This window comes from Aquibacillus koreensis (genome assembly GCF_025154055.1).
In the GTDB taxonomy this organism is placed as follows: domain Bacteria; phylum Bacillota; class Bacilli; order Bacillales; family Amphibacillaceae; genus Aquibacillus_C; species Aquibacillus_C koreensis.
Window position 1 is genome coordinate 87239 of record NZ_JAOALK010000063.1, and the last position, 26071, is coordinate 113309.

26 protein-coding genes and 1 riboswitch are annotated in these 26071 nt (G+C 36.9%); of the genes, 18 read left to right on the plus strand and 8 right to left on the minus strand.

Annotated features, from left to right (window positions below; all coding sequences use genetic code 11):
- Nucleotides 1-11: 11 nt before the first annotated feature.
- The 3 genes from NYQ66_RS20905 to NYQ66_RS20915 all read right to left on the minus strand — a co-directional run bounded on the left by NYQ66_RS20905 (nt 12) and on the right by NYQ66_RS20915 (nt 1780).
- Nucleotides 12-647 carry a pentapeptide repeat-containing protein gene (locus NYQ66_RS20905; protein WP_259872350.1) on the minus strand — a complete coding sequence of 212 codons (636 nt, stop codon included), beginning with the start codon at nt 645-647 and terminating at the stop codon, nt 12-14.
- Between the two features lie 111 nt (nt 648-758).
- Nucleotides 759-1328: a YdhK family protein gene (locus NYQ66_RS20910; protein WP_259872351.1), complete on the minus strand. Its 570-nt coding sequence runs from the start codon at nt 1326-1328 to the stop codon at nt 759-761.
- Nucleotides 1325-1780: a DUF2243 domain-containing protein gene (locus NYQ66_RS20915; protein ID WP_407652133.1), complete on the minus strand. Its 456-nt coding sequence runs from the start codon at nt 1778-1780 to the stop codon at nt 1325-1327. The genes NYQ66_RS20910 and NYQ66_RS20915 overlap by 4 nt, the downstream gene beginning before the upstream one ends.
- A gap of 423 nt (nt 1781-2203) precedes the next feature.
- Between NYQ66_RS20915 and NYQ66_RS20920 the strand changes: the two genes are divergently transcribed.
- From NYQ66_RS20920 to NYQ66_RS20970, 11 genes are all read left to right on the plus strand, one after another.
- Nucleotides 2204-3523 (plus strand): multi antimicrobial extrusion protein MatE, encoded by a 1320-nt coding sequence (locus NYQ66_RS20920; RefSeq protein WP_259872353.1) that lies wholly within the window; start codon nt 2204-2206, stop codon nt 3521-3523.
- Nucleotides 3524-3778: 255 nt separating this feature from the next.
- Nucleotides 3779-5677 carry an LTA synthase family protein gene (locus NYQ66_RS20925; RefSeq protein WP_259872354.1) on the plus strand — a complete coding sequence of 633 codons (1899 nt, stop codon included), beginning with the start codon at nt 3779-3781 and terminating at the stop codon, nt 5675-5677.
- Nucleotides 5678-6188: 511 nt separating this feature from the next.
- On the plus strand, nt 6189-8366 hold the full coding sequence (locus NYQ66_RS20930; RefSeq protein ID WP_259872355.1) for a DNA topoisomerase III: 2178 nt from the start codon (nt 6189-6191) through the stop codon (nt 8364-8366).
- Nucleotides 8367-8664: 298 nt separating this feature from the next.
- Nucleotides 8665-9246 carry a hypothetical protein gene (locus NYQ66_RS20935; protein ID WP_259872356.1) on the plus strand — a complete coding sequence of 194 codons (582 nt, stop codon included), beginning with the start codon at nt 8665-8667 and terminating at the stop codon, nt 9244-9246.
- Between the two features lie 425 nt (nt 9247-9671).
- Complete coding sequence (locus NYQ66_RS20940) at nt 9672-9989, plus strand: lmo0954 family membrane protein (protein ID WP_259872357.1); 318 nt, start codon at nt 9672-9674, stop codon at nt 9987-9989.
- A 198-nt stretch (nt 9990-10187) separates the two neighbouring features.
- A complete protein-coding gene (locus NYQ66_RS20945) occupies nt 10188-10817 on the plus strand; it encodes a PspA/IM30 family protein (RefSeq protein WP_259872358.1) in 630 nt (209 codons plus the stop codon).
- Between the two features lie 95 nt (nt 10818-10912).
- The gene (gene liaF, locus NYQ66_RS20950) at nt 10913-11638 is read left to right on the plus strand and encodes a cell wall-active antibiotics response protein LiaF (RefSeq protein ID WP_259872359.1); all 726 of its coding nucleotides are present in this window, start codon (nt 10913-10915) and stop codon (nt 11636-11638) included.
- The gene (locus NYQ66_RS20955) at nt 11635-12687 is read left to right on the plus strand and encodes a sensor histidine kinase (protein ID WP_259872361.1); all 1053 of its coding nucleotides are present in this window, start codon (nt 11635-11637) and stop codon (nt 12685-12687) included. The genes liaF and NYQ66_RS20955 overlap by 4 nt, the downstream gene beginning before the upstream one ends.
- Nucleotides 12680-13315 carry a response regulator transcription factor gene (locus tag NYQ66_RS20960; protein ID WP_259872362.1) on the plus strand — a complete coding sequence of 212 codons (636 nt, stop codon included), beginning with the start codon at nt 12680-12682 and terminating at the stop codon, nt 13313-13315. The genes NYQ66_RS20955 and NYQ66_RS20960 overlap by 8 nt, the downstream gene beginning before the upstream one ends.
- Before the next feature lie 66 nt (nt 13316-13381).
- On the plus strand, nt 13382-13960 hold the full coding sequence (locus NYQ66_RS20965) for a DUF1700 domain-containing protein (RefSeq protein ID WP_259872363.1): 579 nt from the start codon (nt 13382-13384) through the stop codon (nt 13958-13960).
- A 3-nt stretch (nt 13961-13963) separates the two neighbouring features.
- Complete coding sequence (locus tag NYQ66_RS20970; protein WP_259872367.1) at nt 13964-14818, plus strand: DUF4097 domain-containing protein; 855 nt, start codon at nt 13964-13966, stop codon at nt 14816-14818.
- A 59-nt stretch (nt 14819-14877) separates the two neighbouring features.
- Here NYQ66_RS20970 and NYQ66_RS20975 read toward each other — a convergent pair whose 3' ends face one another.
- From NYQ66_RS20975 to NYQ66_RS20985, 3 genes are all read right to left on the minus strand, one after another.
- Nucleotides 14878-15501, minus strand: a complete 624-nt coding sequence (locus tag NYQ66_RS20975) for a YpmS family protein (protein WP_259872368.1) — start codon at nt 15499-15501, stop codon at nt 14878-14880.
- 38 nt (nt 15502-15539) lie between these two features.
- Nucleotides 15540-16541, minus strand: a complete 1002-nt coding sequence (locus NYQ66_RS20980; RefSeq protein WP_259872369.1) for an SGNH/GDSL hydrolase family protein — start codon at nt 16539-16541, stop codon at nt 15540-15542.
- Nucleotides 16542-16910: 369 nt separating this feature from the next.
- Nucleotides 16911-18665: a PLP-dependent aspartate aminotransferase family protein gene (locus NYQ66_RS20985; protein ID WP_259872370.1), complete on the minus strand. Its 1755-nt coding sequence runs from the start codon at nt 18663-18665 to the stop codon at nt 16911-16913.
- Nucleotides 18666-18802: 137 nt separating this feature from the next.
- A riboswitch (SAM riboswitch) is annotated at nt 18803-18911 on the minus strand.
- A gap of 664 nt (nt 18912-19575) precedes the next feature.
- On the opposite strand from NYQ66_RS20985, the gene NYQ66_RS20990 reads away from it, so the two are divergent.
- The 4 genes from NYQ66_RS20990 (at nt 19576) to NYQ66_RS21005 (ending at nt 21906) form a co-directional block, all read left to right on the plus strand.
- Nucleotides 19576-20049, plus strand: coding sequence for an Hsp20/alpha crystallin family protein (locus NYQ66_RS20990; protein ID WP_259872371.1), 474 nt, complete (start codon nt 19576-19578; stop codon nt 20047-20049).
- Nucleotides 20050-20324: 275 nt separating this feature from the next.
- Nucleotides 20325-20561: a hypothetical protein gene (locus NYQ66_RS20995; RefSeq protein ID WP_259872372.1), complete on the plus strand. Its 237-nt coding sequence runs from the start codon at nt 20325-20327 to the stop codon at nt 20559-20561.
- A 152-nt stretch (nt 20562-20713) separates the two neighbouring features.
- Nucleotides 20714-21232 carry an NUDIX hydrolase gene (locus tag NYQ66_RS21000; protein WP_259872373.1) on the plus strand — a complete coding sequence of 173 codons (519 nt, stop codon included), beginning with the start codon at nt 20714-20716 and terminating at the stop codon, nt 21230-21232.
- A gap of 89 nt (nt 21233-21321) precedes the next feature.
- Nucleotides 21322-21906, plus strand: a complete 585-nt coding sequence (locus NYQ66_RS21005; RefSeq protein WP_259872374.1) for a hypothetical protein — start codon at nt 21322-21324, stop codon at nt 21904-21906.
- A 96-nt stretch (nt 21907-22002) separates the two neighbouring features.
- Here NYQ66_RS21005 and rarD read toward each other — a convergent pair whose 3' ends face one another.
- Both rarD and NYQ66_RS21015 read right to left on the minus strand, forming a co-directional pair.
- Complete coding sequence (gene rarD / locus NYQ66_RS21010) at nt 22003-22935, minus strand: EamA family transporter RarD (RefSeq protein ID WP_259872376.1); 933 nt, start codon at nt 22933-22935, stop codon at nt 22003-22005.
- A gap of 149 nt (nt 22936-23084) precedes the next feature.
- The gene (locus tag NYQ66_RS21015) at nt 23085-23243 is read right to left on the minus strand and encodes a gamma-type small acid-soluble spore protein (RefSeq protein ID WP_259872377.1); all 159 of its coding nucleotides are present in this window, start codon (nt 23241-23243) and stop codon (nt 23085-23087) included.
- Nucleotides 23244-23471: 228 nt separating this feature from the next.
- Between NYQ66_RS21015 and cls the strand changes: the two genes are divergently transcribed.
- The 3 genes from cls to NYQ66_RS21030 all read left to right on the plus strand — a co-directional run bounded on the left by cls (nt 23472) and on the right by NYQ66_RS21030 (nt 25993).
- Nucleotides 23472-24914, plus strand: a complete 1443-nt coding sequence (cls, locus tag NYQ66_RS21020) for a cardiolipin synthase (protein WP_259872378.1) — start codon at nt 23472-23474, stop codon at nt 24912-24914.
- A gap of 21 nt (nt 24915-24935) precedes the next feature.
- Nucleotides 24936-25463 carry an acyl-CoA thioesterase gene (locus NYQ66_RS21025; RefSeq protein ID WP_259872379.1) on the plus strand — a complete coding sequence of 176 codons (528 nt, stop codon included), beginning with the start codon at nt 24936-24938 and terminating at the stop codon, nt 25461-25463.
- Between the two features lie 116 nt (nt 25464-25579).
- The gene (locus tag NYQ66_RS21030) at nt 25580-25993 is read left to right on the plus strand and encodes a DUF1801 domain-containing protein (RefSeq protein WP_259872380.1); all 414 of its coding nucleotides are present in this window, start codon (nt 25580-25582) and stop codon (nt 25991-25993) included.
- Nucleotides 25994-26071: the final 78 nt, after the last annotated feature.

Sequence of the window (26071 nt, forward strand, 5' to 3'; positions counted from 1 at the left end):
ATGGTTAGCATCTATTCTTTTATAATAAGCCCCAGTAGACTCGCAAACTGAAGGGCTTGTAAAGTAGATACTTTACACCCTTTTAAATCTTGCAGAGATACGCGAAGTGTTTCAAATGTTGACGTGCTCATATCTATTCCTTTTAGCGATGTTTGTTCAAAGCTAGCATCATTTAAATTGCAATATTGAAATTCAATGGATTTAAATTTACATTCATAAAAATCTGCACTTTCTAGTGTATTCTCTTCAAATAGTACTTTTTCTACCTTAGATTCCCCAAATGCTGCTAGGTTCAATTTAGAATCATGGAAAGATACATTGCCAAAGCGAGACTCTGTAAAATCCACCCCTAATAATTTGCACTTTTGAAAGGTTACGCGATGAATGGAAGACTTTCTTAAGTTCGCATTAGAAAAATCGCAATTCTCAAACCTTACATCTGTCAGATCCATATGGCCAAAATCAGTATTGTAGAAGCTACAATTTTTAATAACCATATTGGATAACCGCACTCTTTCCAATGTTTCGTTTTCAAATATAGAATCAATCACTTCGCACATTTCTAGTTCAAGATCTTCTTCGCTAAAAATATCATTGAAATGCTTTATAGGTAAATCCTCTGTAATTTTTGGTGAAACAATTTTCATTAATCTCCCTCATTCCATACTTTATCATGTTATCTCTTTAATACTCACTATACCAAAATACGAACGAAGAAGAGAAAGAATGTTTTTCAATGTTTCGTTTTTCTAGACAATTCACCGCAATTCTTCTTCTGTTACCCACTTATGATTGGTAACTTGTTGTCCGTTACTTGCGAAGAAGTCTACCATATATACCGTTGTTGTTTCAGAAAAGTTGATCGTATGCGTTGCTTCTTTCATACCCATCATATGTGCAGCGGTAGTGACCACCTTAGTCCCTGGTGACAAAATTTCGTCTCCTACTCCAACTAATTCCTCATGGACAATCCATTTATGGTTTTGTACTACTTCCCCGTTCATTGCAGAAGTAAATGTAGTAGCGTAAGCAGTAGTTTCATAAGCACCAACAATGGTAACGTCGATGTTATCCATCATCCCTCCCATATGGTCGGCTATACTAATAGCTTGGGTGCCAATGGGAAACGTAGGATCATCCGCGACACTTAGCGAATCAGGCACGTCTGCTGATCCTTGATAAATCATTCCGGCATGATGATTCATCTTTGTTGCATTGTATTTCTCTGGGGCAACAATTGCATTAATATCTGGATGTTGATGGATAAAATAAAAAAATAGACCTATAAACAATAGAGAAAAACAGGTGAACTCCACTAGTTTTCTCATGAATAGTTCCTCGTGCTTTTGTACATCCGCATGATGGCGTAACCAATGATGATTAGTAAAACACCCGACGCTAAAAAGGCTAAATCCCACAGTAAAGGGTTTTCCGCCATAGGCTTCACTCGATGTACCTGAAGGATGTGATGGTCTATGATTCCTTCTACGAGATTAAAAACACCGCCACCAATAAAGATGCCACCGAAGAAAACCCTCCAGCTACCACCAAGCTCATTTTTTCGAGCATCTTTAAAAATTTTCACTCCACCCCAGATAAGCAAGGTTGTAAAGGCTGCGGTAAACAATCCATCTGTTATAATTTCGAGCTTTATATTCGGACTAACAATCATATGATGCCACTGCAATAATTGGTGAAATACAATGCCATCAATTGCTCCAAGTAGGCCTAACCCAAGAACAAAAGCTGCTATAAATAAGTTCTTATCAGATTTTATCAATGAAATCATCCTTGTGTGTATAATAGTTATCCAAGTATTTCCACCTAAATGGGTGAATATACCATATGATATAAATTCGGTATTGAGGAAGTGGTGAGTGCTTATTCTGGGAGATATTGAAATCAATTACTTCAGTCCTTATGCTGCACGAATAACGACAAAAAACATGCCAAAAAGTATTTTGCATTTTTAATGATATGTATTTAACTTATCAATCCAAAGATGACAAGTTAAATGTAAGTGCTAATAAAGAGGTAGGATGTGTTCGAATTATAGAGATGCGCCCAGAAAAATAATTCTATTGTATATTAGTGAAGTTAAGTAGAGATATCCAACGAATAAGGAATAAAAACTAGAGCATGATGTACAATAACTTCTTAACGTTAGCAATAAAGAGAGTGAATTCGAAAGGCGGAATAGACGTTGCGAAGTAAGGAACATCTTTCCTATAATCAACTATTGGCATTCTTTATTCCTTTAGGATTTTCAGCAAGTTTAACAGCTATTACACATGTGATTATAAATGGGACGATGAGTAGAGGAGATAATGCTGCATTCATTATTGCCTGCTATGCGGTTGCGATGGCTATCTTTGGAATTGTTGAAAAACCGTTAATCATCTTTAGGCAAACTTGTTCTGCATTGGTGAAGGATAAGAAGTCGTTTAAGGTACTTTTTCTATTTTTATTCTATGTGATGTCTTTTATTTTGCTTGTCTGTTTTATTTTAGGCTTCACATCAATTGGGGATTGGGTATTTGTTCAATGGTTTAATGCTGAATCTGATATGGTTGAGACGGTATCAAACACATTTAAAATACTATCCATCGTTATGGTCCTTTCTGGAATTAGAGGGATCTACGAGGGAGTAATTATTAGGGAGCAGAAAACAAAGTGGTTAACGATTATGGTTGTAGTAAGACTTGCAACTATGTTTATTGTTTCTTATTTATTTGTTGCGTCTGGATATATCACAAGCCTTACTGGAGCGATGATTTTCTTAATTGGTATGGCAGTAGAATCGGTCATTAGCGTGTGGAAAGGACAGTCACTGCTTAATCACAAAAAAAAGAACCGATCCAAATTAAGAATGAAGGGAATAACACGGTTTTATTTCCCGCTATTGTTTTATTTCATTTCTCAAACCTTGCTGGTTCCTATTATTTATGTATTTTTATCTAAAACAAATGATAAGGAGTTGGCTATAGCTTCCTTTGCACTTGCGATTAGTATTACTGGAATGGTATTAAGCTTCTTTTCGTACACGCATCAATTAGTCCTGCAATTTTATGAAAAGCATAGTAAAAAGGTAGCTAGGTTTACCATTGTGATCAGCTTTATACCTTCTATATTACTTAGTATTCTCTGTTTTACCCCAATTGGGTCTTGGTTTATGGGTGTTGTGATGGGAGCTGATGAAGCCTTAGCGGGAGCAACGATCACTGTCCTGCAGATATTTATTGTAAAAACACTTATCTTTCCTTGGGTGGATTTCATTAATGGCTTTTTTATGTTACGAAGAAAAACTAAGAAAATACTGATTGCGCAAGTTTTAAATCTTACTACTGTGGTTATCGCTTTACTATTTCTCGTTAATATGGTGCCAGAGTGGAATGGATTAAATGGTTCACTTGCATCATCATTAGGAGAAGTGATTGGTTTAATCGTGGTCATCATCGTGTTTAAGAAAATGGGTAGGGAGCCAATTCACAAAGATAAGCCATCTATTTTTACGCGATTTTAGTAGGCAACTAAATCACAGGATACAAGTAGTTCATTCCCACTAACTGAACTGCTTTCATTTAAATAAACTAAGCTCCGCATAATACCCACACAACTGAACAAGGTTACACTATTCCATATATCAAAAGATTACACCTTTACATGCAGTTTTCATTTTATTTACAATTCGCTTAGAATGGTTTACATATTTACATAAGTGGTATATAAATGGAAATTGAACACCTTTATTTTTAATTAAAGAATAGGAGGAAGCATCGTGGACTATGATAGGCGAAATATCCCGCTATATGCGATAGCAGGCGCTTTATTTGGATTAAAAACGTATCTTGTATATCGCTTTCTTTTTAACATTTCTATAGAGAATATGCTACAAGAGATCATTTTATTTATAAACCCTTTCGCTTCTGCCTTTTTTGTATTTGCTATTAGTGTTTTATTTAAAAATAAGAAAACCCAGATGGGATTTATTCGGTATTCAGCCTTAGTCGGTACCGTTATTCTCTATTTTAATTTAATATTTTATCGGAATTTTACAGACTTTATTACAATCCCGGTATTGTTCCAAGGAAGTAATGCTGCTGATTTAGGATCTAGTATTCTAGCACTTATTTATGTCACTGATCTGTTTATTTTTCTAGATGTAGCAATTATTTGGTATTTAAGTAAACGTGGAGTCGGTGCTATCGTACCGGAAAATAAAAAAAGAGTGAGAAAAAGGGCATTAATCACAGTCATTTCTCTACTAATATTAAATCTCGGTTTAGCAGAGATTGAACGTCCTCAATTGCTTCAACGAGCATTTGATCGGGAATATTTAGTGAAAAACATTGGGGTATTTAACTTTCACATTTATGATATAGTGCTTCAGTCCAAGACGAAAACCCAACGTGTTTTTGCGAATGGGGAAGAAGTGCCTGAGATTGAGGAATATGTGCAAGAAAACCAACCGAAAAAAGAGAATTCCAAGTTGTTTGGTGTTGCAGAAGGAAAAAATGTGATTCTTATTTCACTTGAATCCTTTCAAAGCTTTGTCATTAACAACAAAGTAAACGGCAAGGAAGTTACTCCTTTTTTAAATGATTTTCTAGAGGATAGTTATTACTTCGATAATTTTTATCATCAGACAGAACAGGGAAAAACATCCGATCACGAATTTATGATCGATAATTCTTTGTACCCATTGCCAAGAGGCGCGGTTTACTTTACACATGGAAACAATGAGTACAATGCTTTACCGAATCTATTAGGGGAAAAAGATTATTATTCTACTGTTTTTCATGCAAATAATAAGAGTTTTTGGAATCGAGATGTGATGTACGATAATACTGGGTATGACAAGTACTTTGATGAAGAGTCTTATGATATATCAGATGAAAATTCAGTTGGTTGGGGGATGAAAGATAAAGATTTCTTTGAACAATCAATGGAACACTTAGAATCCCTTCCGCAACCTTTCTATTCACGGTTTATTACGTTAACGAATCACTATCCTTTTGACTTAGATGAAGAAGATGCATCCATTGATCGCTTTGATTCAAGCTCGAACACCTTAAATAAGTATTTTCAAACGGTTCGTTATACGGATGAAGCACTAGAGCAGTTCATTCAACAATTAAAGCAGTCAGGTATATATGAAGATTCGATTTTAATTATTATGGGAGATCATTATGGGATAAGTAATTTCCATAATAAAGCAATGTCCCAATATCTAGATAAGGAAACAATTAATGATTATGATCATGTCCAACTACAACGTGTACCTTTACTCATTCACATTCCTGGACATGAAGGTGAGACGATATCTGAAGTTGCAGGCCAAATAGATGTAAAACCAACCTTGTTAAACTTATTAGGTATTGAGATTGAAAAAGATATAGCTTTCGGAACAGATTTGTTTAGTGAAGAAGCACGAAAGGATTTTATCGCTTTACGTGATGGAAGCTTTATTAGTGAAAAATATATTTACACAAAAGATCAATGCTATGAGCGCGCAACAGGAGAGTTGATTGCTAAAGAAGGTAGTGGCATCTTAGGAACATCTGACCAAGGCGAAAATAAATGTAAACCAATTAAAGAACAAGTGGAAAATGAATTAAACTATTCAGATAAAATTGTCTACGGGGATTTATTACGTTTTTATGATTTTGATTCCTAATGGTTGCCATCAAAAACCTGAGAGTTCTTCTCTCAGGTTTTTTGTAAGGGAATAATTTTAATTCAGAGTTGATAGAAAATGCGACTTAACATTTATTCATTAATTTTCTCATTTTGACCCGTTAAAGATGAGAGCTAATACGCCGCTCCGCAAGTGCAATTGGCTCCCTTTCCGAGGAGGAATCACGAAAAATCCCAAGCCCCTGATTTTTCTAAGTTCAGATTCCTCTTGCAGGCACGGCTTCAGCTAACTCAGAAGCAAAGTGCGCTTCTGAGTTAGCTGAGGCCGTGCCCGTGGAAAGCGGAACATTCTTCCGTAGCGGTGGCCTATCACCAATCCCCAAAAAATAAATTAGTTACTGCGGAGTCTATGGATAAGCCGTAAATGCGCTTTATTTAGCAACAAATCCGTATATTGCGAGGTTCTTATATCCCACTTGAGGCCAGTGTTTAAGTTTTCTAACAAAAGTATGATAAAGTAGAAAGAGCGAAATAGAAAGGGATGTTCGATATTGAGTAAAACAGTCGTATTAGCAGAGAAGCCGTCTGTAGCCAGAGATATTGCCAAAGTATTAAACTGTTCCAAAAAAGGTAATGGCTACTTAGAGGGGTCAAAATATATAGTCACATGGGCGCTGGGTCACCTTGTTACCTTGGCCGACCCAGAAGCGTATGATGATAAATATAAAACGTGGAAACTAGAGGATTTGCCGATGCTGCCTCCGAATCTAAAACTAGTGGTTATTAAAAAAACGGGTAAGCAGTTCAGCGCGGTGAAATCTCAATTAACCAGAAAAGATGTAAGTGATGTCGTAATCGCAACAGATGCAGGTCGTGAAGGTGAATTAGTAGCTCGTTGGATTATTGAGAAAGCACGGATCAACAAACCAGTGAAACGATTATGGATTTCATCTGTTACCGATAAAGCGATTCGTGACGGATTTAAAAATTTAAAACCTGGAAAGCATTACGAAAATCTATATGCATCAGCCGTGGCAAGATCTGAAGCTGACTGGTACGTCGGCCTTAATGCAACGCGTGCGCTAACAACAAAGTTTAATGCACAGCTTTCAAGTGGTCGTGTGCAAACACCGACACTTGCGATGATTGCAAAACGAGAAGAAGAAATTAAACAGTTTAAGCCAAGAGATTTTTACGGCATCCAAGCCAAAACAAACAAAGGTTTTACACTAACATGGCAAAACGATAAAAAGGAAACACGTTTATTTTCAAAAGAAAAAGCAACAAGCCTCGTAGATGAGTTGAAAAATATGCCAGCAACTGTAGTGCATATTGATAAAAAATATAAGAAAAGCTACGCACCTCAATTATACGATTTAACCGAGTTGCAAAGAGAAGCGAATAAGGTGTTTGGGTATTCAGGGAAACAAACGTTATCAATCATGCAAAAGTTGTATGAACAACATAAGGTATTGACCTATCCAAGGACCGATTCGAGATATATTTCCACGGATATTGTTCCTACGTTAAAAGATCGTTTGCATGCTTGCGGTGTCGATCAGTATGCTAGTTTTGCAACAAAAATTGCCCAAAGTCCGATAAAAGCAAACAAAGCATTTGTTGATGATACGAAAGTGTCCGATCACCATGCAATTATTCCTACTGAACAATCGGTCATCTTATCTGATTTAGATGATAAAGAACGCAAAATCTATGATCTAGTTGTAAAACGATTCTTAGCAGTTTTATCACCCGCGTTTGAATATGAACAGACTACAATCATCGCAAACATTGGAAAAGAAACCTTTACTGCCAGAGGTAAAAATATAAAGAAACAGGGATGGAAAGCTATTTATAACAATCGTTTTGATGATGATCAAGATGATAATGACCAAACATTACCGAACCTCAATAAAGGTGATAAGTTAACTGATCTAAAGCTAAAGCTAACAAATGGCCAAACCCAACCACCAGAACGTTTCACGGAAGGTAGTTTGCTACAGGCGATGGAAAACCCAGTTAAATTCATGGACCAACAAGACAAGCACCTTACCAAAACAATGTCACAAACGGGTGGTCTAGGAACAGTTGCCACTCGAGCAGACATTATAGAAAAACTATTTAATACTTTTTACATGGAAAAAAGAGGGAAGTACCTTTACTTAACTTCAAAAGGAAAGCAGCTGTTAGAGCTTGTTCCAGAAGAATTAAGATCGCCGGCTTTGACAGCTGAGTGGGAGCAAAAACTAGCGGCAATCTCCAATGGCAAGTTAAAGAAGGAAAGCTTTCTTAAAGAAATAAAAGGATACACGATGACGGTTGTCCAAGATATTAAGGGCAGCGATGTTACCTTTAAACATGATAATATTACGGGAACTAAGTGTCCGGAATGTGGAAAGCATATGTTAGAAGTGAACGGTAAAAAAGGACGTATGCTTGTTTGCCAGGATCGATCTTGTGGAGAAAAGAAAAATATTGCGAAGAAAACCAATGCACGTTGTCCAAATTGTCATAAGAAGTTGGAATTACGTGGCGAAGGAGAAGGTCAAACCTTTACATGTAGTTGTGGACATCGCGAAAAGCTATCAACTTTCAATAAACGGAAACAAAAAGAAAAGCACAACAAAGCTTCCAAGCATGATGTGAATAAATACCTTAAGAAACAGGACAAGGAAGAATTTACTAACCCTGCTTTGGCAGAAGCACTGGCTAAATTGAAAAATAAATAAGGCTACTTCTAACACCCTTATTCTACGTTATGAATAGGGGTGTTTTTATTTCCATATCCATATAAATTTCTAGAATATATGCTAAAAATATTTCGAATAATAAAAATACTATACTTAAAGATACCTTGCCATTATCCATCGTATATAATATAGTTAAAACAGTTAAGAAGTTGAATTTTTTCTTTTTTTTTACATTTATGATTCCAATTTGACATACAAAATAGCAGAATACACTTTTATGTCGTCGAATAAGTTCTTTATTAAGTGAAGGGTTTTTTGTTGGTAAGGGGGAATGAGATTGAGAAATAAAAAGGTTTACCTTTTGTTTTCAGATACTGGATCATTACTTACAAAATGTATCAATCTATATACAAAAACAACATTGAATCATGCTTCCATCGCATTTGATTTAGAGCTTACAGAAGTATATAGCTTTGGCAGAAAACGTCCGCACAATCCTTTTATTGGTGGATTTGTAAGGGAGAATTTGCAGACAAAAATTTTCCACAAAGCGAGATGCGCGGTGTATAGCTTCACAATAACCGAGGCAGATTACGACCAGATGCTCTACAGAATTAAAGAAATGGAAAAACATAGGCATGAGTATCGCTATAATTTTATAGGATTGTTTGGGGTAGCACTAAATAAAGAGTTAGAAAGAAAGAATGCATATTTCTGTTCTCAATTTATTGCGACAATCCTTAGTGAATGTGGGATCTATCAAAATAGTAAACCGTCCTGCCTGACCAAACCGCAAGACCTTATGGATTGGCACCAACTCCAATTGGTGTATCAAGGTGAATTAAGCAAATATCCATTTTTATCTCATGAAGAAAGCACTAATAAAATTATTCAAAGTTATGAAAAGGTAGTTGGCTAAACTTGGCATATTGCATGCCGAGTTTTTTTTGTGTCTAAAAAAGTAATTGAATGGACATTTTTTCCGCTATCTTAGTAATTTCTTAGTGATCCAGCCTTCTGGCGGACATTTTTTCCGTTATTTCATAGATTACGTAAGAAGAATGCATCATAGTGAAGAAATAGCGGAAAAAATGTCCTCGAGAAGTTTCAAAATGATCATTTTAGCAAACATAGCGGAAAAAATGTCCGCTTAGCATGGCCATTGTCGCCAGTTCTTGATGTTTAAGTTACATCGCACTTTATACAAATCCCCCAATAAACAACCGCACTAAACCAAGACCTACACCAAGATAAGCCTCAGGTCTTAGTCTAAAATATAGCGCTAGCCTGTTAATCGGAAACCGGATAAATATTATGATTGTATCAAGAAAGGAGGGAGTGAAAATGAAAACATTCCTACTCGTTGCACTAGCAGTAGTTGCCGGGATTATTATCCTAGCTAATCTAGGCCCCATGATTCTACTGGCAGTCAGCATTATTGTATCGTACTATGCGGTGAAAAAATTTATCTTGACGGATTCAGTGGTAGAAAAGATCCTTTGGGGATTCGTAATCCTAATCGGTATATCTTTGTCACTATCAAATGTACCAGCGTTAATCGGTGTTGCTTCCTTCGTCATTTTGTACTATGCGTACAAGAAATGGAAAGAGGACAGAAAAGAGCATTACTCGGAAGATGAATTCCTAATGACGAATAAGTAACCCCCAACTAGATTTTGTATGAGACTCGAAAACATCTTCCAATCCGATGACATGCATAAAGACAAGAATAACTTTATGCATGTCATCGGGTTGGACCTTCATCAAAAGGAAGGGTGAATCAACACTTCAGGAGCAAAACTCATACAACGTATATATCGATTTCAACCTAAAAATAATCATAATAAAGGAGTAATAACAATGGCAAATTTATTTACTAGAATCAAAGACACGGTTGTAGCAGATTTTCATGGCGTATTAGATCAGAAAGAGCAGAAGAACCCAATTACACACCTGAATCAATATGTACGTGAGTGTGAAAATGAAGTGAAGAAAATGAAGTTCTTAGTAGAAAAACAATACACAATGAAACAAGAGTTTACCCGTGAGTTAAATCAAGCGAGAGTGATGTTAGAAAAACGTACGCGTCAAGCTAAACTAGCATTAGAAGCAAATGAGCAAGAGTTGCATGAACAAGCGATGGAAGAAGTAAAGCATTATGAAACACGAGTAGAACAGTTAACAGATTTAAACGATAAAACGGTAAATGACCTTGAAACGCTAGAATCGAAATATGTGCAAATGCGTCATAAGTTAAAAGACCTTTACGTAAAGCGCCTGGAATTAAGATCCAGAGAGAATGTAGCAAGAGCGCACAATGGTATGAATAAAGTCTTGCAAACGGATTTAGTAGAAAAGAGTGTTTCTAAGTTTGCTGAAATGGTAAGCTACATTGAAAGATTAGAAACACAAGTGAAGACAGATTACCGTTTGCATACCTTAGATGCAAGGCTTGCTGGACTAGAAAAAAGTGTAGCTACTGCCAAATAATATGGTAATCTTAAGGGGTAGGGGTCAAAGGCGATGATAGTCGCTTTTGGTCCTTCGTCCTACTAAATCTATTAAGAAAAAAGAGGAGACCGATTATGAGTAAAAATAAGATGGACATCGTGGATATTTTTCTAGTGGTAACTGTAATTTTATTTTTATTTGAATTTATATTTATTGCAAAAGGACTCCTTATCTTTTCTGCGATCGGGGCGGCGTTATTATATTTTGGTAAGCAGTCCTATTACAGGCCGCGCGGAAAAGCGATGTTTTGGATTGGAGTTTTCATACTAGCGCTATCCATTATGAATACACTTGCATTTAAATTTTTACTCGTATCGATCGTCGTCTTCTTTTTATATAAATGGTATAAAGCGAACAAGGAAGCCTCTTACTATCAACCAGATTTTGAAGTGAAAGAGGATCTACAAGCATCTTTACATTCCAAAAAAAGATTGTTTGCTAATAAATGGTTTGGAAGACAGTCTACGCAACAACGTGCTTATGAATGGCAAGATGTTAACATTCAAAATGCGATTGGAGACACCATTATTGACCTAACCTATACGGTTATACCAAAAGAGGAAGCAGTTATTATTGTCCGCAGTATCGTCGGGAATGTGCGTATTATCGTCCCTTATGATGTGGAAGTATCTGTAAATCACTCCGTGTTAGTCGGCTCCATCGAAGTACTTGACCATGTGATTGAAAATACGTGGAACCAAGTTATTCATTTAGAATCGCCTGATTATCAATCATCCAAACAGAAAGTAAAGCTATTCACCTCTACCCTAACTGGAAAGCTTGAGGTGAAAAGAGGATGAATGGAATCTTTCGGCGCTCTCTTTTTGCAAGTTTATTTACCCTCTTTATATTTATGTTACTCAACATGGTTGTTGTATTTACCTTGTTTCCCTTCAACCATTGGAGGGAGTTATGGTATAGAAAACTTTTTGAAGTCCCGTTTGTCATCATTATCTTAATCATAACGGTACTTTTTGCAGTAATGATTGGTATATTCATTAGTCTCTATTGGAAAAAACAACTCCAGATTATAGAAGAAGCTGTTCGAACGTTAGAGCAAGGGACGAATGCCAAACTAGAAGGACCCATAGCAACGAATCCAGAACTTCTTCCTATTTTTAATAAGTTAAAACGCGTAAAGGACTATATACTTGAACAAACCAAACGTAGCCAAAATCTAATAAGTGAACGTGTGAAGAATCAAGAAGAAGAGATTGAAAAGGTAGTATCGCAAGAACGAAATCGCTTGGCGAGAGAGCTTCATGATTCCGTAAGTCAGGAACTTTTTGCAGCCTCGATGATGGTTTCTGCCATTAACGAAATGCTACCCAATCAAAGTGATATAACTGCAAAGCAATTAAAACAAGTAGAAACGATGATCCAGCAAGCTCAATTAGAAATGAGAGCTTTACTACTTCACCTACGACCAGTCCCACTAAAAGATAAAACACTAAAAGAAGGCATGAAGCAGTTACTCGGGGAGTTAAAACAAAAGGTTCCAATAGAAGTTCAATGGGAGATTGAACAAGTATCCTTAAGTCGAGGTGTGGAGGACCATTTGTTCCGAATATTACAGGAATCTGTATCGAATACACTAAGACACTCCAAAGCACATAGCCTTGATATTTTACTCATGCAAAGAGACAACTTTGTTATCTTACGTGTTGCAGATGATGGAGTTGGATTTGAAGTAGAAGAACATCAAGCTAGTTCTTATGGACTTTCCAACATGAAAGAAAGAGCGGCAGAGATCGGTGCGACGTTAAGAATTATTAGTGTGCCAAACAAAGGTACGCGGCTTGAAGTACGAGTTCCAATTATAGATGCGGAGGATGAAGCGCATGATTAGAGTATTGTTTGTTGATGATCATGAAATGGTTCGGATTGGTGTAAGTTCTTTTTTATCTACCCAGCCTGATATTGATGTAATCGCAGAGGCGGAAAATGGGAAAAAGGCAGTGGAATTGGCATTGGATTTACGTCCAGATGTTATTTTAATGGATTTAGTAATGGATGAAATGGATGGTATTGAAGCAACGAAACAAATCATTCAATCCTGGCCAGAAGCAAAGGTACTCATCGTGACAAGCTTTATTGATGATGAAAAAGTGTACCCAGCATTAGAGGCTGGAGCTACAAGTTATATTTTAAAAACATCCAAAGCAAGCGTAATTGCGAATGCTATTCGTGATACCTATAATGGGGAATCCGTATTTGAAGCGGAAGTAACCAACAAAGTTATATCACAAATGCGAAAGCGAAAAGTGACAGAATTACACGAAACGCTAACAACACGTGAAATGGAAATTTTATTATTAATTGCAGACGGTAAAACGAACCAAGATATTGCAGATGAATTGTTTATCGCATTAAAAACGACAAAAGTACATGTGAGTAATATCCTCAGTAAATTAGAGGTGCAAGATCGAACCCAAGCAGCGATCTATGCATATAAGCATGGGTTGGTGGAGAGTTAGGATTTTACATACGTAACAGCAAAGGGATTTTATGTGTTACGTACCATTAAAGGAGGGGTGGTTTCGGTGAATAAAGCACAATTTTTAAAGGAATTAGAATACCATCTTCGTAAATTACCGTATCAAGAAAAAAATGAAATTTTACAAACCTATGAAGATAAATTCCAACTAGGATTCATTGATGATAAGACAGAGGAAGAAGTAGCTTTAGAGTTAGGTAGTCCGAGAATAATTGCCAATGATTTTTTAAAAGAGTTCAAGACAAGTGAACCTGTGGTAGGCTATACTGCCGCTGGTACAGTAAAATCTTCTTCCTCTGTAACAAATGTAGGAAGAGCAATTATAGTAGCTATTGCACTACTGTTTTTTAATCTAATCATTATGTTAGGACCAATCGTTGCAGTTATTGGCACATATTTTGCATTTATAGCAGTGGGCATTAGTTTCTCACTAACCCCACTTGCTTGGATTGCTTCTATTATTTTTGGACAGTCAACAAGCATACTAGGAGAATTTTTCATTATTCTAAGCCTATCTAGCTTAGGCGTATTAATTACAATCGGTATGATCTATGTTGGTAAGTTTTTGTATCGCATACTCGTTTCTTATATTAAATTTAATGTTCGTTTCGTTAGGGGAGATTAAGTGATGAAAAAAGTAGCACTAGTTGCACTGGTATGTTTCCTTGTTGGTATAGTTGGAACGATCGCTTTTGGACATCAAGTATTTTCGTTTGAATCGGAGAAGGATTCAGTTGACCAATCGAAGACAATAGAAGGTAGTAAGATCACCGGTATTGACATTGATGTTGACGTGGCTGATGTCACAGTTACGAGCACGGACGGAAAAGACATTGAAGTACACCTTCGCGGAAAAGCTATTGAATCCAGCTACCAGAATCTAAATTTTAACGTGGAGCAACAGGATGAAATACTATCTATTACAGTGGAAAGTAAGAAGGATTTTGATTTTTCTATTCCATCCTTATTTAACTTTAATGGATTCGGCGGATTAGACTTGGAAGTGAAAGTCCCAGAAAAGATGTACGAAACAGTAGACATAAGGTCCAATGTTGGTGATCAGACAATCAATGCATTGGCAGTAAAGAATTTTATGGCTAGGTCAGATGTTGGTGACATTACTCTAGAACGTCTAGAAAGTGAAGAAGCATCAATTTATTCGAATGTAGGAGATGTTGATGTTGTTGCAGGTCAGGGAGGATATACGATTGAAACGGATACTGGAAGCGTAGAATTAGACTTGCTAGCTTTGAAAGGAAATACCCACATCCAGTCTGACATAGGAGATGTTGATGTATCCTTACATGAGTCACCGACCAACTTTGTGTTAGATTTGCAAAGTGACATTGGAGATGTCAGTGTGAAAAATATAAACGGCTTTCAAGACTCAACGGGTAAAGATTTATTTGTAGAAATAGGTAGTGGTGGTCCAGTGCTAGAGGTAGTAACAGATATTGGTGAAATCAAAGTTTCTGGAAATTGACTGTTATATAAAAAGGGTATTCACGCAGTGCGTGAATACCCTTTTGGGTGAAGGTAAGATTACAACCCGAGTGTTTTATTAGGTACTTTTATCCGAAAAGAAATCTTATCATCTGCAAGATTAAATTGCTGTACGCGTACTCTAAAATTACTTTTCATCTCCATTTTCGTTACTTCCACATATATATTTTCCTCTTTAGGGTTGATCGTTACCCACTCTGGGGTTGGTAACGATTTTTTTAGGTAACTTAAGACTCTCTCGTTAGGTAACTGCAGTAATCCTAAAGAAATTTCCTTTTGCTTTAAGATGAGGTCGCCATTATCCTGCACAATGGGCTCTAAGCGAATCGATATCGGTACATCGGTATTAAAGGCCTTGATCGAGCCAATTAATTGCACATCTTCATCCAATATAACGGAATATTTATTCCCATCATCATCTTTTAGAAGCTTATCTACATATCCGTTTACAAGTTCGTTTAAGTTTTGCTTACTAGATTGAACGGTAAATTCGGCTCCAGGTTCCTCTTCAATGTATTCTTTCTCAGGTATGATCTCATCGGAGGAAGTTGGGAAAAAGATAAGCAACAATAGGGAAATGAACACACATATATTAAGGCCTAACAAGGTTAAGAATAAAAGTTTCCATTGCTTAAAGCGTGTTTTCCCTTGATTATCCATCATTATTTCGTCACCTTTCATTTCTAAAAAATTACTTTGTTTCATTCATTCTGTAACGGTTCTGAAGCCGGATCTAGTTGCTCTGCTCCTGCTTCAACTTCTGCATCCGACTGGTCTAATTGGGCTTCCGTTTGTTCGATATATAAGTGTAGATGATTATAAATGCGTGCTGCCATTACTTCGTATCCATTAGGATTCGGATGAAAATTGTCTTCCGCCAATAGGTTCTCATCAGCCTGTTCAAATAGATCCTTCATAGGGATATAATCAACTTCTTTGAACTCTTTTGTGACCTCTTCACCAGAGCGATTCCAATTATCAAGGATTACTTCTAATTCTTTAATATCACTAAAATATTGCTCAAAAGGATTGTAAAAACCGATTAAGAAAATATGGGCATCTGGATTTTGTTCTAAGATCGTATCAAAGATAGTACGAAGTCGGATTACGTAATCCTTCCTCGCTTCCCTAAAAGGCTCTTCACGCAAATTCATAAAATTATCTTGTAACACTTTCATGATATCGTTCGCGCCAATTGTAATGAGAACAATATCAGCTTCTTTCATGGACTGGCTTATCTCTTCGTCTTCCAATCGTTTCAGTAGTTGATCTGATCGGTTCCCGCGTTTTCCGTAATTCGTAAGCGTTGTTTTACTATTATAGACATGAAGTTTGTCATTTAAAATACCAACATAACCGCCGTTATCTGTTGTATCTCCAACACCCTCTGTCAAAGAATCACCGATGGCAACAATATCTAATTCTGTTTTAACGAAAAAATCTATTGTTTCATCAATAATTTCAATAAAAGATTTCTTTATTTCGTCTGTTATGTGGTGGCTTTCATTCACTTCCTCTTGTAATTCCTCTTCTATTTCTTCTGTAACCTCTTCAATATCCTGATCATCCGTTTGTTCCGATTCCTCCATTGTTGCTCCATCATGATCTGGACTACTAGTAGGATATTTAATAAAAATAATTGCTAACACAAGGATGAATAAAAGAATACCCGAAGTGATTAAGAATGTTTTTTTACCGTTCATTTACATCACCCATTATATATATTTAAAATTGTCGTTAATTCAAAAAATAAAAAAGTAGCACAAAAGATACTATCTATTTCCCTGAAAATAAGAAGATCAAACAAACCAGTCATCATCTTTTCATAGAATGAGAGCCAGCGTTTCAGATAAAAAAAGAAGGCTAATAGCCTTGTAATTATTTTAGTAGACAGTATGCTTTATTGTATGGAATTTATAGCAGAATAGCAATAGAATTCTTTTGTATGATCATGAAATATTTAGGAGGACACGATTGGAGAGACCGCTCTATTTTATATTATGAGAAACAAAAAGAAGTATGCTTGAAATCAGAAAAGGCATACCTATCGTGGAGGTATGCCTTCATCTAAATTAAATTTTTACTGCAACTTTAGAAACTTTTCTTCGTAATCGATCTGCTTCATCATATGGATTTAGGTTTTCAACTACCGTAATTTCCTTGGCTAATGCTTTTTGTTTCACTTCATTAGCGTCAACGGATGTGTTTAGCCATAGAATCTTTGTATTGCTCTCTTCTATCTGCAACGCTAACTCTGGGTCTAAAACATAGAAAATGTCTACATCCGTTGGAACTGCGCTTACGGAAGGATAAGCTGTTTCACCTAAAATAGTTTCCTCATTATGGTTAATTGGTACAATTTTGAATCCAAGGCGTTGCAATCGACTCACAGCATGGAAATGTTCATTGCTTAAGTCATTCGTTAAGCCAGCAACTGCTATGGTTTTTTGTCTAAGTTGGCCATCTTCTCGAGCAAATGGAGAGCTTAACGCCCATTCAATCGCTAGGTCCTTCGTTTTGGTAAGGCTAGGGGCTGAGTCTGTCGCTTTAGCAATTGCTTGATCTAGGTCTTCTATGATGTCATCTACGGTTTCCAATCCAACAGAAAGGCGGATTAGTTCTTCTGTTACGCCGCTTGTTTTTAGTTCTGCTTCATCTAACTGTTGATGTGTCGTGGATGCTGGGTGAATAATTAAGGACTTGGCATCCCCAACGTTCGCAACATGGGACCATAAGTTAATGTTATCAATTACTTTTCTACCCGCTTCACGTCCGCCTTGAATACCGAATGTGATAACAGAGCCATAGCCACCACCTAAATATTTCTGAGCAAGTTCATGTGATGGATGATTTTCTAATCCTGGGTAGTTAACCCACTCTACTTGCGGATGATGCTGCAAGTAATACGCAACTTCTTTTGCATTTTCGTTGTGGCGATCAATCCTTAGGTTTAATGTCTCTAACCCTTGCAAGAAATAGAATGCATTTTGAGGACTTAAGCATGCCCCTATATCACGAAGTAATTGTACACGTAATTTAATAGCAAATGCAGGAGGGCCGATATCAATCCCAAAACGAATGCCATTGTAACTCTTATCTGGTTCCGTAAATCCAGGGAACTTCTCATTATTCCAATTAAATCGCCCGCCGTCTACAACAACCCCACCGATCGATGTTCCGTGTCCACCAATCCATTTCGTTGCGGAATGAATGACAATGTCGGCACCCCAACTAATGGGCTTACATCCATAAGGGCTAGCAAATGTATTATCAATAATTAATGGAATATTGTTCTCGTGTGCAATATCTGCCACAGTTTCAATATCAAAAATATTTAAGCTCGGATTTGTAATTGTCTCCGCATAGATTGCTTTGGTTTTTGGTGTTATCGCATTGCGGAAGTTTTCCGGATCCGTTCCATCCACAAATTTAACAGTAATGCCGTATTTCGGAAGTGTATTATTAAACAGGTTATATGTACCACCATATAAGTTGCTGTCGGTAATAATTTCATCACCAGCTTCAGCAATGTTTAAGATTGATAAAGTTATAGCTGATGCACCTGAAGAAGTTGCAACTGCTGCTACGCCATCTTCCAATAAGGCCATGCGCTGTTCAAAAGCGTCAACCGTAGGGTTCATAATGCGTGAATAAATGTTCCCAAGCTCAGCCAGGGCAAACAGGTTTTGGGCATGTTCAGTATCACGGAAAACGTATGAAGTAGTTTGATAGATTGGAACAGCTCTTGAACCAGTAGTTGGATCAGGTGTTTGTCCCCCGTGAAGTAAAAGTGTTTCAGTTCCTTGAAAATCAAATGGTTTTGTCATTGTAGAAATTCCTCCTAAATAATTTTGAAGTGAATGGGATTTGTCTTAGATGTTTTCTTATCACAGGATGTGATGAAAGAGAGGTTGTAAACAAAAACACCCTCTTCTAAGAAGAGGGTGTAAAATACGTAGTCCTCAACTTATCTTTCAGGCTTTTTCACCTGTAGGATTTAGCACCTTTTCAAGTTGGTCTTGATGGTTGCTGGGCTTCATAGGGCCTATTCCCTCTGCCGCTCTTGATAAGAGATATGTGATCTTATGATGGATTATAGAGGAATAAAAAGGAAACGTCAACAGGTATTAGTTAAATTTTCTGACAAGTTTGTGGGATGTTTGAATGCTTTAGATCTCATCCTACTGCGTGGCGGAAAGAAAATGCGCAGTAATTTCGGGGAACATTTATCAAAATTATAGATGACGGGTAAGAAAGGTTGTGGTTCGACCGCGTCATAGCCGGAACCTTGAGCTAACGCGTAAGAAAAGAGTCGATTCGGCCGCGTCATAGCCGGAACCTTGAGCTAACGCGTTAGAAAGAGGTTCATTCGACCGCGTTAGCACTGGACCATTGAGCTAACGCGTAAGAAAGAGGTCCATTCGACCGCGTTAGCACTGGACCATTGAGCTAACGCGTAAGTAAGGGGTCCATTCGACCGCGTCAGAACGTGAACCTTGTGCTAACGCGTAAGAAAGAGGTTCATTCGACCGCGTCAGAACGTGAACCTTGTGCTAACGCGTAAGAAAGAGGTTCATTCGACCGCGTCAGACCGAAAACCTTGAGCTAACGCGTAAGAAAGAACTCCATTCGAAGCGTCCGGGCGGGGCCTATGAAAGAAATACGCGATTACCTATAACACCCTGTGCGGTTTCATCATACTCTACAATAGAAGCTATTTTTAAGGAGGTAGGGAAGATGGACGAAAAATCAAAACACCATAAAAAGAAGCAGGAAAATGAAGCGGGTTCTGATCTAATGCGAATGATGGATGACTTTTTTTCTAGCAAGCCAACGAAAAACATATTAAATTCGATTGATTCCTTTTTCTATAACAGTTCATCACCAACGAGAATTCCGGTAGATGTGTTTGAAACAGATAATGAGTGGGTTGTTAAGGTGGATTTACCAGGCTTACGTAAAGAAGATATCCATGTAGATGTTGTTGGAGATCGTCTTAAAATTAAAATAGCGGACGATCAAGAGCTTGAAAAATATGATGAGAAATCAGAGTATTATCATAGGGAGAGACGCTATCGCAAATCAGAGCGTACAGTGCATTTGCCATATACCGTTGATAAAAAAACGGCAAAAGCCAAATATGCTAATGGTGTCTTAGATATCCGTGGTCCTAAGAAACCTCGCTCAGATCACCAGTTAGATATAGATTAATGGATAAGTAGTCTCTTTTCAGTGGAGATACATGAGAGATAGCATTCGAATAAGAGTCCAAATCGCATATGGTTTGGTCTCTTATTATTTCTATTAGGGAATTGTAAAAATTTAAAAAGAACACCGATAAGAACGCTTGTTAAAGTAACGGAGCACTACCACAATAAGTATATTTTTGATTCGTTACATGAGTGAATTGATATGATATTATAACAACAAGAAAATCAACGGTGGTGATTTGTTAGTATGGGAAAATTCAATCTTCAGAAGAACTTATGAAATATATTTCGACCATGAATAGTGATAACTCTATATTCCAGTTTTCTATCCCTGGTAAAGGAATGTCTACACTTGTTTTACAAGAAGATGATGAAAAATCCATACAGTTTGAAGCTGAAGAAAACCCTGAACTTAAACGTATGTTGAAAGAAAGTCAGGAGCAGTTTGAAAGTAAACGTGGCATGACTACCTCTGAATTATTAAATTCTATGTCCAAGAAGGACTTTATGTAATGTATCTTAGCCATTCTTTTTCCAGGTGAAAACGAAATAAAACTTACTGAAATAATTCGACCATATACTAAAATTAGATATGGTCTTTTTTGATATATAATAAAGTTTAACTGGATTAATCTGAATGATTACTACAAATTGGAGGTACATTGATGGAATTATGGGATGTGTATGATATAAATCGAAGCAAGACAGATCGTACATGGGTTCGCGGTAAAGAGCTTGAACCTGGGGATTTTCATTTAGTTATTCATGTATGTATTTTTAATTCAAAAGGAGAAATGCTCATTCAACAAAGGCAGTCCTTCAAAGAGGGTTGGCCTAACCTGTGGGACCTCACTGCAGGAGGGAGTGCCGTAGCTGGGGATACAAGTCAAACTGCTGCGCACAGAGAACTGTATGAAGAGATTGGTTTAAACATAGACTTTCAGCATATACGCCCTCACTTAACGATTAACTTTGACAATGGATTTGATGACATTTACTTAATCCAAAAAGATGTGCAATTACATATGCTCACTTTGCAGTATGAAGAGGTTCAAAACGTGAAATGGGCAAACAAGGAAGAAATTTTGACGATGATCAAACATCAAGAATTTCTCCCATACTACGAAAGTCTTATTCATTTGCTATTTGATTGCAGAAACAAGCGTGGAGCTATTCAAAGATAAAAGAAATTGCGGTTGGATATTCTTTCATTTATTAACGACTAAGCTAGTTGAAGGTGGAAAAATATATACGATTTCGATGGGAGGCTTGTATGAAAAAAGTATGGCAAGTGTTCTTAGCATTTTTCTCAATAATTATCTTTACAAGTATTAGTCTAACAGCATCTAGTTCGTTTGGACTTTATCCAACGGAAGTGATAGAAAAGGCGGAAGTTGTTGTACTAGGGAAATATGATTTTTCTTATGAAGAACAAATAAGTGACCCATCTAGTGAATTTAGTATGGCGACTAGATTCGAAGTGCGTAACGTTTATGTAGGAGAAGCTTCAGAAGTGATTATTGCTGGATATAATTATTTTGATGGTGGATTCGAGCAACATCAAAGTGAGGGTGGAGAATATTTGTTATTTCTCGAACAAAGAGATGATGTAGATTACTTAACACCTGTATCGAGGACCGGGGTTGTGCCGGTGATGGATGGGAAAGTAACGGATCATATAGATGAACAATCAAAAAAAGTCTATCAACGTTTTATGGATGAGCAGGCAAACAAGGATACGTTCATCACTTATGATACTAAATCATATATTCCCCTTGGTATTAGTATTGGAATACTAGCCTTAATATCTATCTTTATTTTTCACAAAAGGAAACAAACAATAAAAAAGAACACTTAGATTAAAAAATCCAAGTGTTCTTTTTACTATGTGCACTGGTATTTATGCTTCTAAGTAGTGTCTACGTCACCAAATTACTAATCAACGAAAATCAGATCAATGCTCCAACGACTTCCTTCTAACCATATACTTTGCTTCCATTTGTTTAAACCACTTTGTTCTGGAGAAAGTATAAATCAATAACGCTGTCCAAATGCAGATAAATGCAATTAAATGTGCTTGTGTAAATGTTTCATGATATAGGAAAACACCAAGAATCAACATAAGAGTAGGAGCGAAATATTGCAAGAACCCTACCATCGATAATGGAATGCGCTTTGCACCACTAGCGAATAACAGCAAGGGAACAGCGGTCGCAATCCCAGAAAAGAGTAAAAGTAGGTGGTTCATCGTCCAAGTTTGCGGTAATCCACCAAGATTGATTTGATTCACGATTAAATAAATAACAGCTATAGGCAAAACGATGAGTGTCTCAATCGTTAGGCCAAATACGGAATTAATATCAACGATTTTCTTCAATAAACCATATAAGCCAAATGAGAAGGCTAAAACGATGGAGATCCACGGAAATACACCGAAGTTAAATGTAAGATAGATGACACCGATTCCTGCTAAGATAAATGAAAAGATTTGCCATGCGTTAAGTTTCTCTTTTAGCACTAGCATCCCTAACACAATACTGATAAGAGGATTAATGTAATAACCGAGACTTGCTTGGATAACATGGTCACTATTGACTGCCCAAATAAAAATAAGCCAATTCACACTGATGACGATAGATGCCATCGTGATTCCGAAAAGTTTTTTCTTATCACGAACAATAAGCTTACACTCCTGCATAAAGGCATGCCACTTTTTGCTTGCAAGTAGAAGGAAAACCATAAACACAAATGACCAAACAATACGGTGAGCAAGGATGGCACCCGCAGAAAAGTCGTGAATGGACTTCCAATAAATTGGCAAGAACCCCCACAATATATAGGCGCCTGCTGCATAGGCGATCCCTATTTTCAAAGTTTTATTTTCCATATATTAACCTTCTTTTTGTGTGGAATATGGTTAAGTGTAGAGTTGATAGCTAAAAAAAGCAACGATAAAGTTTTGATAGGTTTATTATAAGGTAAATGTTCCTATATAAGAGGAAAACCGCGGCAAACAAGTTGCCGCGGTTTAAGGAATTAAGATTGGTTTTTCAATGCATTTCTTACTTTTTCAATGTCTGTTGTACTATATTGTCTTGTATTATGCCCACCAGTGGTGCGAGCAATATACGCCTTTGCCTCATTGTAAGACATTTCACGAGATGCATTGTTTGGATTGTTGGAATTGGATTTCATTTATATTCCCTCCTTAACACATATAGTATGTCTTTAAGTTTAGAATATTAGCCTACGACACAATACGAAACATTTTATTAACTGAAGACGTATATAAAGGGTAAGCGCGGAGTATATAACATATACAATTAAGTCGTTTCAACACGAGTCAGAAACCAATATGACAGTTTTGTGTCCAATTTGTGCTATATTAGTGTAAGGTTCACACATCTTTAGGGGGTAAACCAATTGAATATACTTCCTTATATTTTAGGTTTTATTTTATGTTTTAACATTTTATTAGCATTGGCAATCGTTTTTTTAGAAAGAAAAAATGCTACAGCAACATGGGCATGGTTAATGGTCTTATTATTTATTCCTGTAGTCGGATTCGTATTATATTTGATTTTCGGTAGAAAACTTAGTAACAAAACTATTTTCACATGGGATACCAAAAGTAGACTTGGTGTTAAGAAAGCTGTACAGATGCAACTCCGAGCCATTGAAAATGGGACATTGCAGATCAAAGAGCCGAATCTAAATAAGTATAAAGACTTGTTTTATTTGCATTTACGAAATGATGATGCGATTCTTACGCAAGATAATGAAGTGGAATTATTTACGGATGGACAAAAGAAATTCCATGCACTGATGACCGACTTGGAGCAGGCAACCGATCATATTCATTTACTTTACTATATTGTTCGCAATGATCAATTAGGGGAAAGGATTGCGGAAATCTTAATTAAAAAGGCGAAAGAAGGCGTCCAGGTCCGTGTTTTATTTGATGATATGGGCTCGAGAAGATTAAAGAAAAAGTTTATTAAAAAAATCCGGAATGCTGGAGCGGAAGTGGAGTCATTTTTCCCACCACTAATTCCAAAATTGAATTTAAAAATTAACCATAGGAATCATCGTAAACTAGCAATCATTGATGGGAAAGTTGGATATATTGGTGGATTTAATATCGGGGATGAGTATTTGGGCTTCGATCATCGTTTTGGATACTGGCGTGACACGCACTTACGTGTAAAAGGGAGTGCGGTACATCATATGCAAACAAGGTTTATTTTAGACTGGAATCAAGCATCCCGTAATGATATCTTTTATGACGAACGATATTATGCAGCTGAACCTTCCGGCGATGTGGGTATGCAAATTGTATCAAGTGGTCCGGATTCAGAATGGGAACAAATAAAAAATGGCTACATTAAAATGATTATGGAAGCGGAAGAATATGTCTATATTCAAACACCGTATTTTATTCCTGACGAAAGCTTGGCTGACGCGCTGAAAATTGCAAGTCTTTCTGGGGTTGATGTAAGAATTATGATCCCTAACAAGCCTGATCACCCATTTGTCTATTGGGCAACCTATTCTTACATAGGAGAATTATTAAAGGCTGGTGCATCCGCATATATTTATCAAAATGGATTTCTACATGCAAAAACGATTGTGGTAGACGGAAAAATCGCTTCGGTAGGTACAGCCAACATTGATGTACGTAGTTTTCGGTTAAATTTCGAGGTCAATGCTTTTTTATATAGTGAGAAGCTTGCAAATGACCTGGTCAAGGAATTTAAAACAGATATTATGTATTCATCCCAATTAACCCTACCACTATATAAACAACGGTCATTAATGATTCGATTTAAGGAATCGGTCTCAAGGCTGATCTCGCCAATATTGTAATAGGAGAAAGTGAGGGGTTAAATGGAGAAGAAACCATGTGTTGCATCATTAACCGTGAAAAATTCATATGTACTTCCGCCAGACACGAATAGCTATGGCACCTTATTTGGTGGGAAATTAATGGCGCACATAGATGAGGTAGCGGCAATAGCTGCAACACGGCATGCGAGAAAGACTGTAGTAACGGCATCAACGGATTCCGTTGATTTTCTGTACCCAGTTAAAGAAGGAGATACGATTTATCTAGAAGCAATTGTTACCTGGACACATCAAACATCAATGGAAGTGTTTGTCAAAGCAGTGACGGAGCACTTGATTTCTGGTGAGCGTAAAGTATGTGCAACGGCCTTTATCACGATGGTTGCACTAGATGAAAATAAAAAACCAACGACAGTTCCTGGTGTTTATCCTGAATCAGAAGAGGAAAAGATGCTCTTTGCAGGAGCGGAGAGACGAGCAGAAATAAGAAAAGAACGCAGGAAAAATTCTTGGAAAATGGCTAATGCTTTCGGAACGGCCTTTCCTTGGAATGAAAAAACGCGATTATAATTGTTGTGATAAGGATCGATCGATGTCGCGTAACGTTTATTAAAATGTAACAAACTAGAGAAAAAGCTGAAAGGGATATTAATCTCGTTCAGCTTTTTTAAAAAGGGATGATCATAATGAGTGCAAATAGCAAGGTGCAGAAAGTATTTGAACAGTATCCAGTAGGCATTCAATCAAAGCTATTAAAACTTCGTCAATTTATCCTGGATACAGCAATAGAGACTGCAGGAGTTGGAAAAGTGGAAGAAGCACTAAAATGGGGTGAGCCTAGTTATATTGCAAAAAATGGGAGTACGATTAGAATAGGCTGGAAACCGTCAAAACCGGATCAATATGCTATGTACTTTATTTGCAATACCAACCTAGTTGATACATTTAGAGACGTTTATCCAGATTTATTCAGCTATGAAGGGAATCGAGCAATTGTATTTTCGGAAAATGATGAAATTCCGGTCGTTGAATTAAAACAGTGTATTTCATTGGCACTCACTTACCATACTCGAAAGCATCTGCCAATGCTAGGGATGTAAAGTAAAAAGGATTGGTTCCACGGAGAAAGATCCACTAGTAGCGCAGTTGTTAGCGGTCCACCACAGGAATTAGGTTGA

What these genes read in the sequence shown, in the direction of transcription:
- NYQ66_RS20905 (WP_259872350.1), bottom strand. Translation starts at nt 647, where the DNA reads ATGAAAATTGTTTCACCAAAAATTACAGAGGATTTACCTATAAAGCAT.
- NYQ66_RS20910 (WP_259872351.1), bottom strand. Translation starts at nt 1,328, where the DNA reads ATGAGAAAACTAGTGGAGTTCACCTGTTTTTCTCTATTGTTTATAGGT.
- NYQ66_RS20940 (WP_259872357.1), top strand. Translation starts at nt 9,672, where the DNA reads ATGAAAACATTCCTACTCGTTGCACTAGCAGTAGTTGCCGGGATTATT.
- NYQ66_RS20945 (WP_259872358.1), top strand. Translation starts at nt 10,188, where the DNA reads ATGGCAAATTTATTTACTAGAATCAAAGACACGGTTGTAGCAGATTTT.
- liaF (WP_259872359.1), top strand. Translation starts at nt 10,913, where the DNA reads ATGAGTAAAAATAAGATGGACATCGTGGATATTTTTCTAGTGGTAACT.
- NYQ66_RS20955 (WP_259872361.1), top strand. Translation starts at nt 11,635, where the DNA reads ATGAATGGAATCTTTCGGCGCTCTCTTTTTGCAAGTTTATTTACCCTC.
- NYQ66_RS20960 (WP_259872362.1), top strand. Translation starts at nt 12,680, where the DNA reads ATGATTAGAGTATTGTTTGTTGATGATCATGAAATGGTTCGGATTGGT.
- NYQ66_RS20970 (WP_259872367.1), top strand. Translation starts at nt 13,964, where the DNA reads ATGAAAAAAGTAGCACTAGTTGCACTGGTATGTTTCCTTGTTGGTATA.
- NYQ66_RS20975 (WP_259872368.1), bottom strand. Translation starts at nt 15,501, where the DNA reads ATGATGGATAATCAAGGGAAAACACGCTTTAAGCAATGGAAACTTTTA.
- NYQ66_RS20980 (WP_259872369.1), bottom strand. Translation starts at nt 16,541, where the DNA reads ATGAACGGTAAAAAAACATTCTTAATCACTTCGGGTATTCTTTTATTC.
- NYQ66_RS20985 (WP_259872370.1), bottom strand. Translation starts at nt 18,665, where the DNA reads ATGACAAAACCATTTGATTTTCAAGGAACTGAAACACTTTTACTTCAC.
- NYQ66_RS20990 (WP_259872371.1), top strand. Translation starts at nt 19,576, where the DNA reads ATGGACGAAAAATCAAAACACCATAAAAAGAAGCAGGAAAATGAAGCG.
- NYQ66_RS20995 (WP_259872372.1), top strand. Translation starts at nt 20,325, where the DNA reads ATGAAATATATTTCGACCATGAATAGTGATAACTCTATATTCCAGTTT.
- NYQ66_RS21000 (WP_259872373.1), top strand. Translation starts at nt 20,714, where the DNA reads ATGGAATTATGGGATGTGTATGATATAAATCGAAGCAAGACAGATCGT.
- NYQ66_RS21005 (WP_259872374.1), top strand. Translation starts at nt 21,322, where the DNA reads ATGAAAAAAGTATGGCAAGTGTTCTTAGCATTTTTCTCAATAATTATC.
- rarD (WP_259872376.1), bottom strand. Translation starts at nt 22,935, where the DNA reads ATGGAAAATAAAACTTTGAAAATAGGGATCGCCTATGCAGCAGGCGCC.
- NYQ66_RS21015 (WP_259872377.1), bottom strand. Translation starts at nt 23,243, where the DNA reads ATGAAATCCAATTCCAACAATCCAAACAATGCATCTCGTGAAATGTCT.
- NYQ66_RS21025 (WP_259872379.1), top strand. Translation starts at nt 24,936, where the DNA reads ATGGAGAAGAAACCATGTGTTGCATCATTAACCGTGAAAAATTCATAT.
- NYQ66_RS21030 (WP_259872380.1), top strand. Translation starts at nt 25,580, where the DNA reads ATGAGTGCAAATAGCAAGGTGCAGAAAGTATTTGAACAGTATCCAGTA.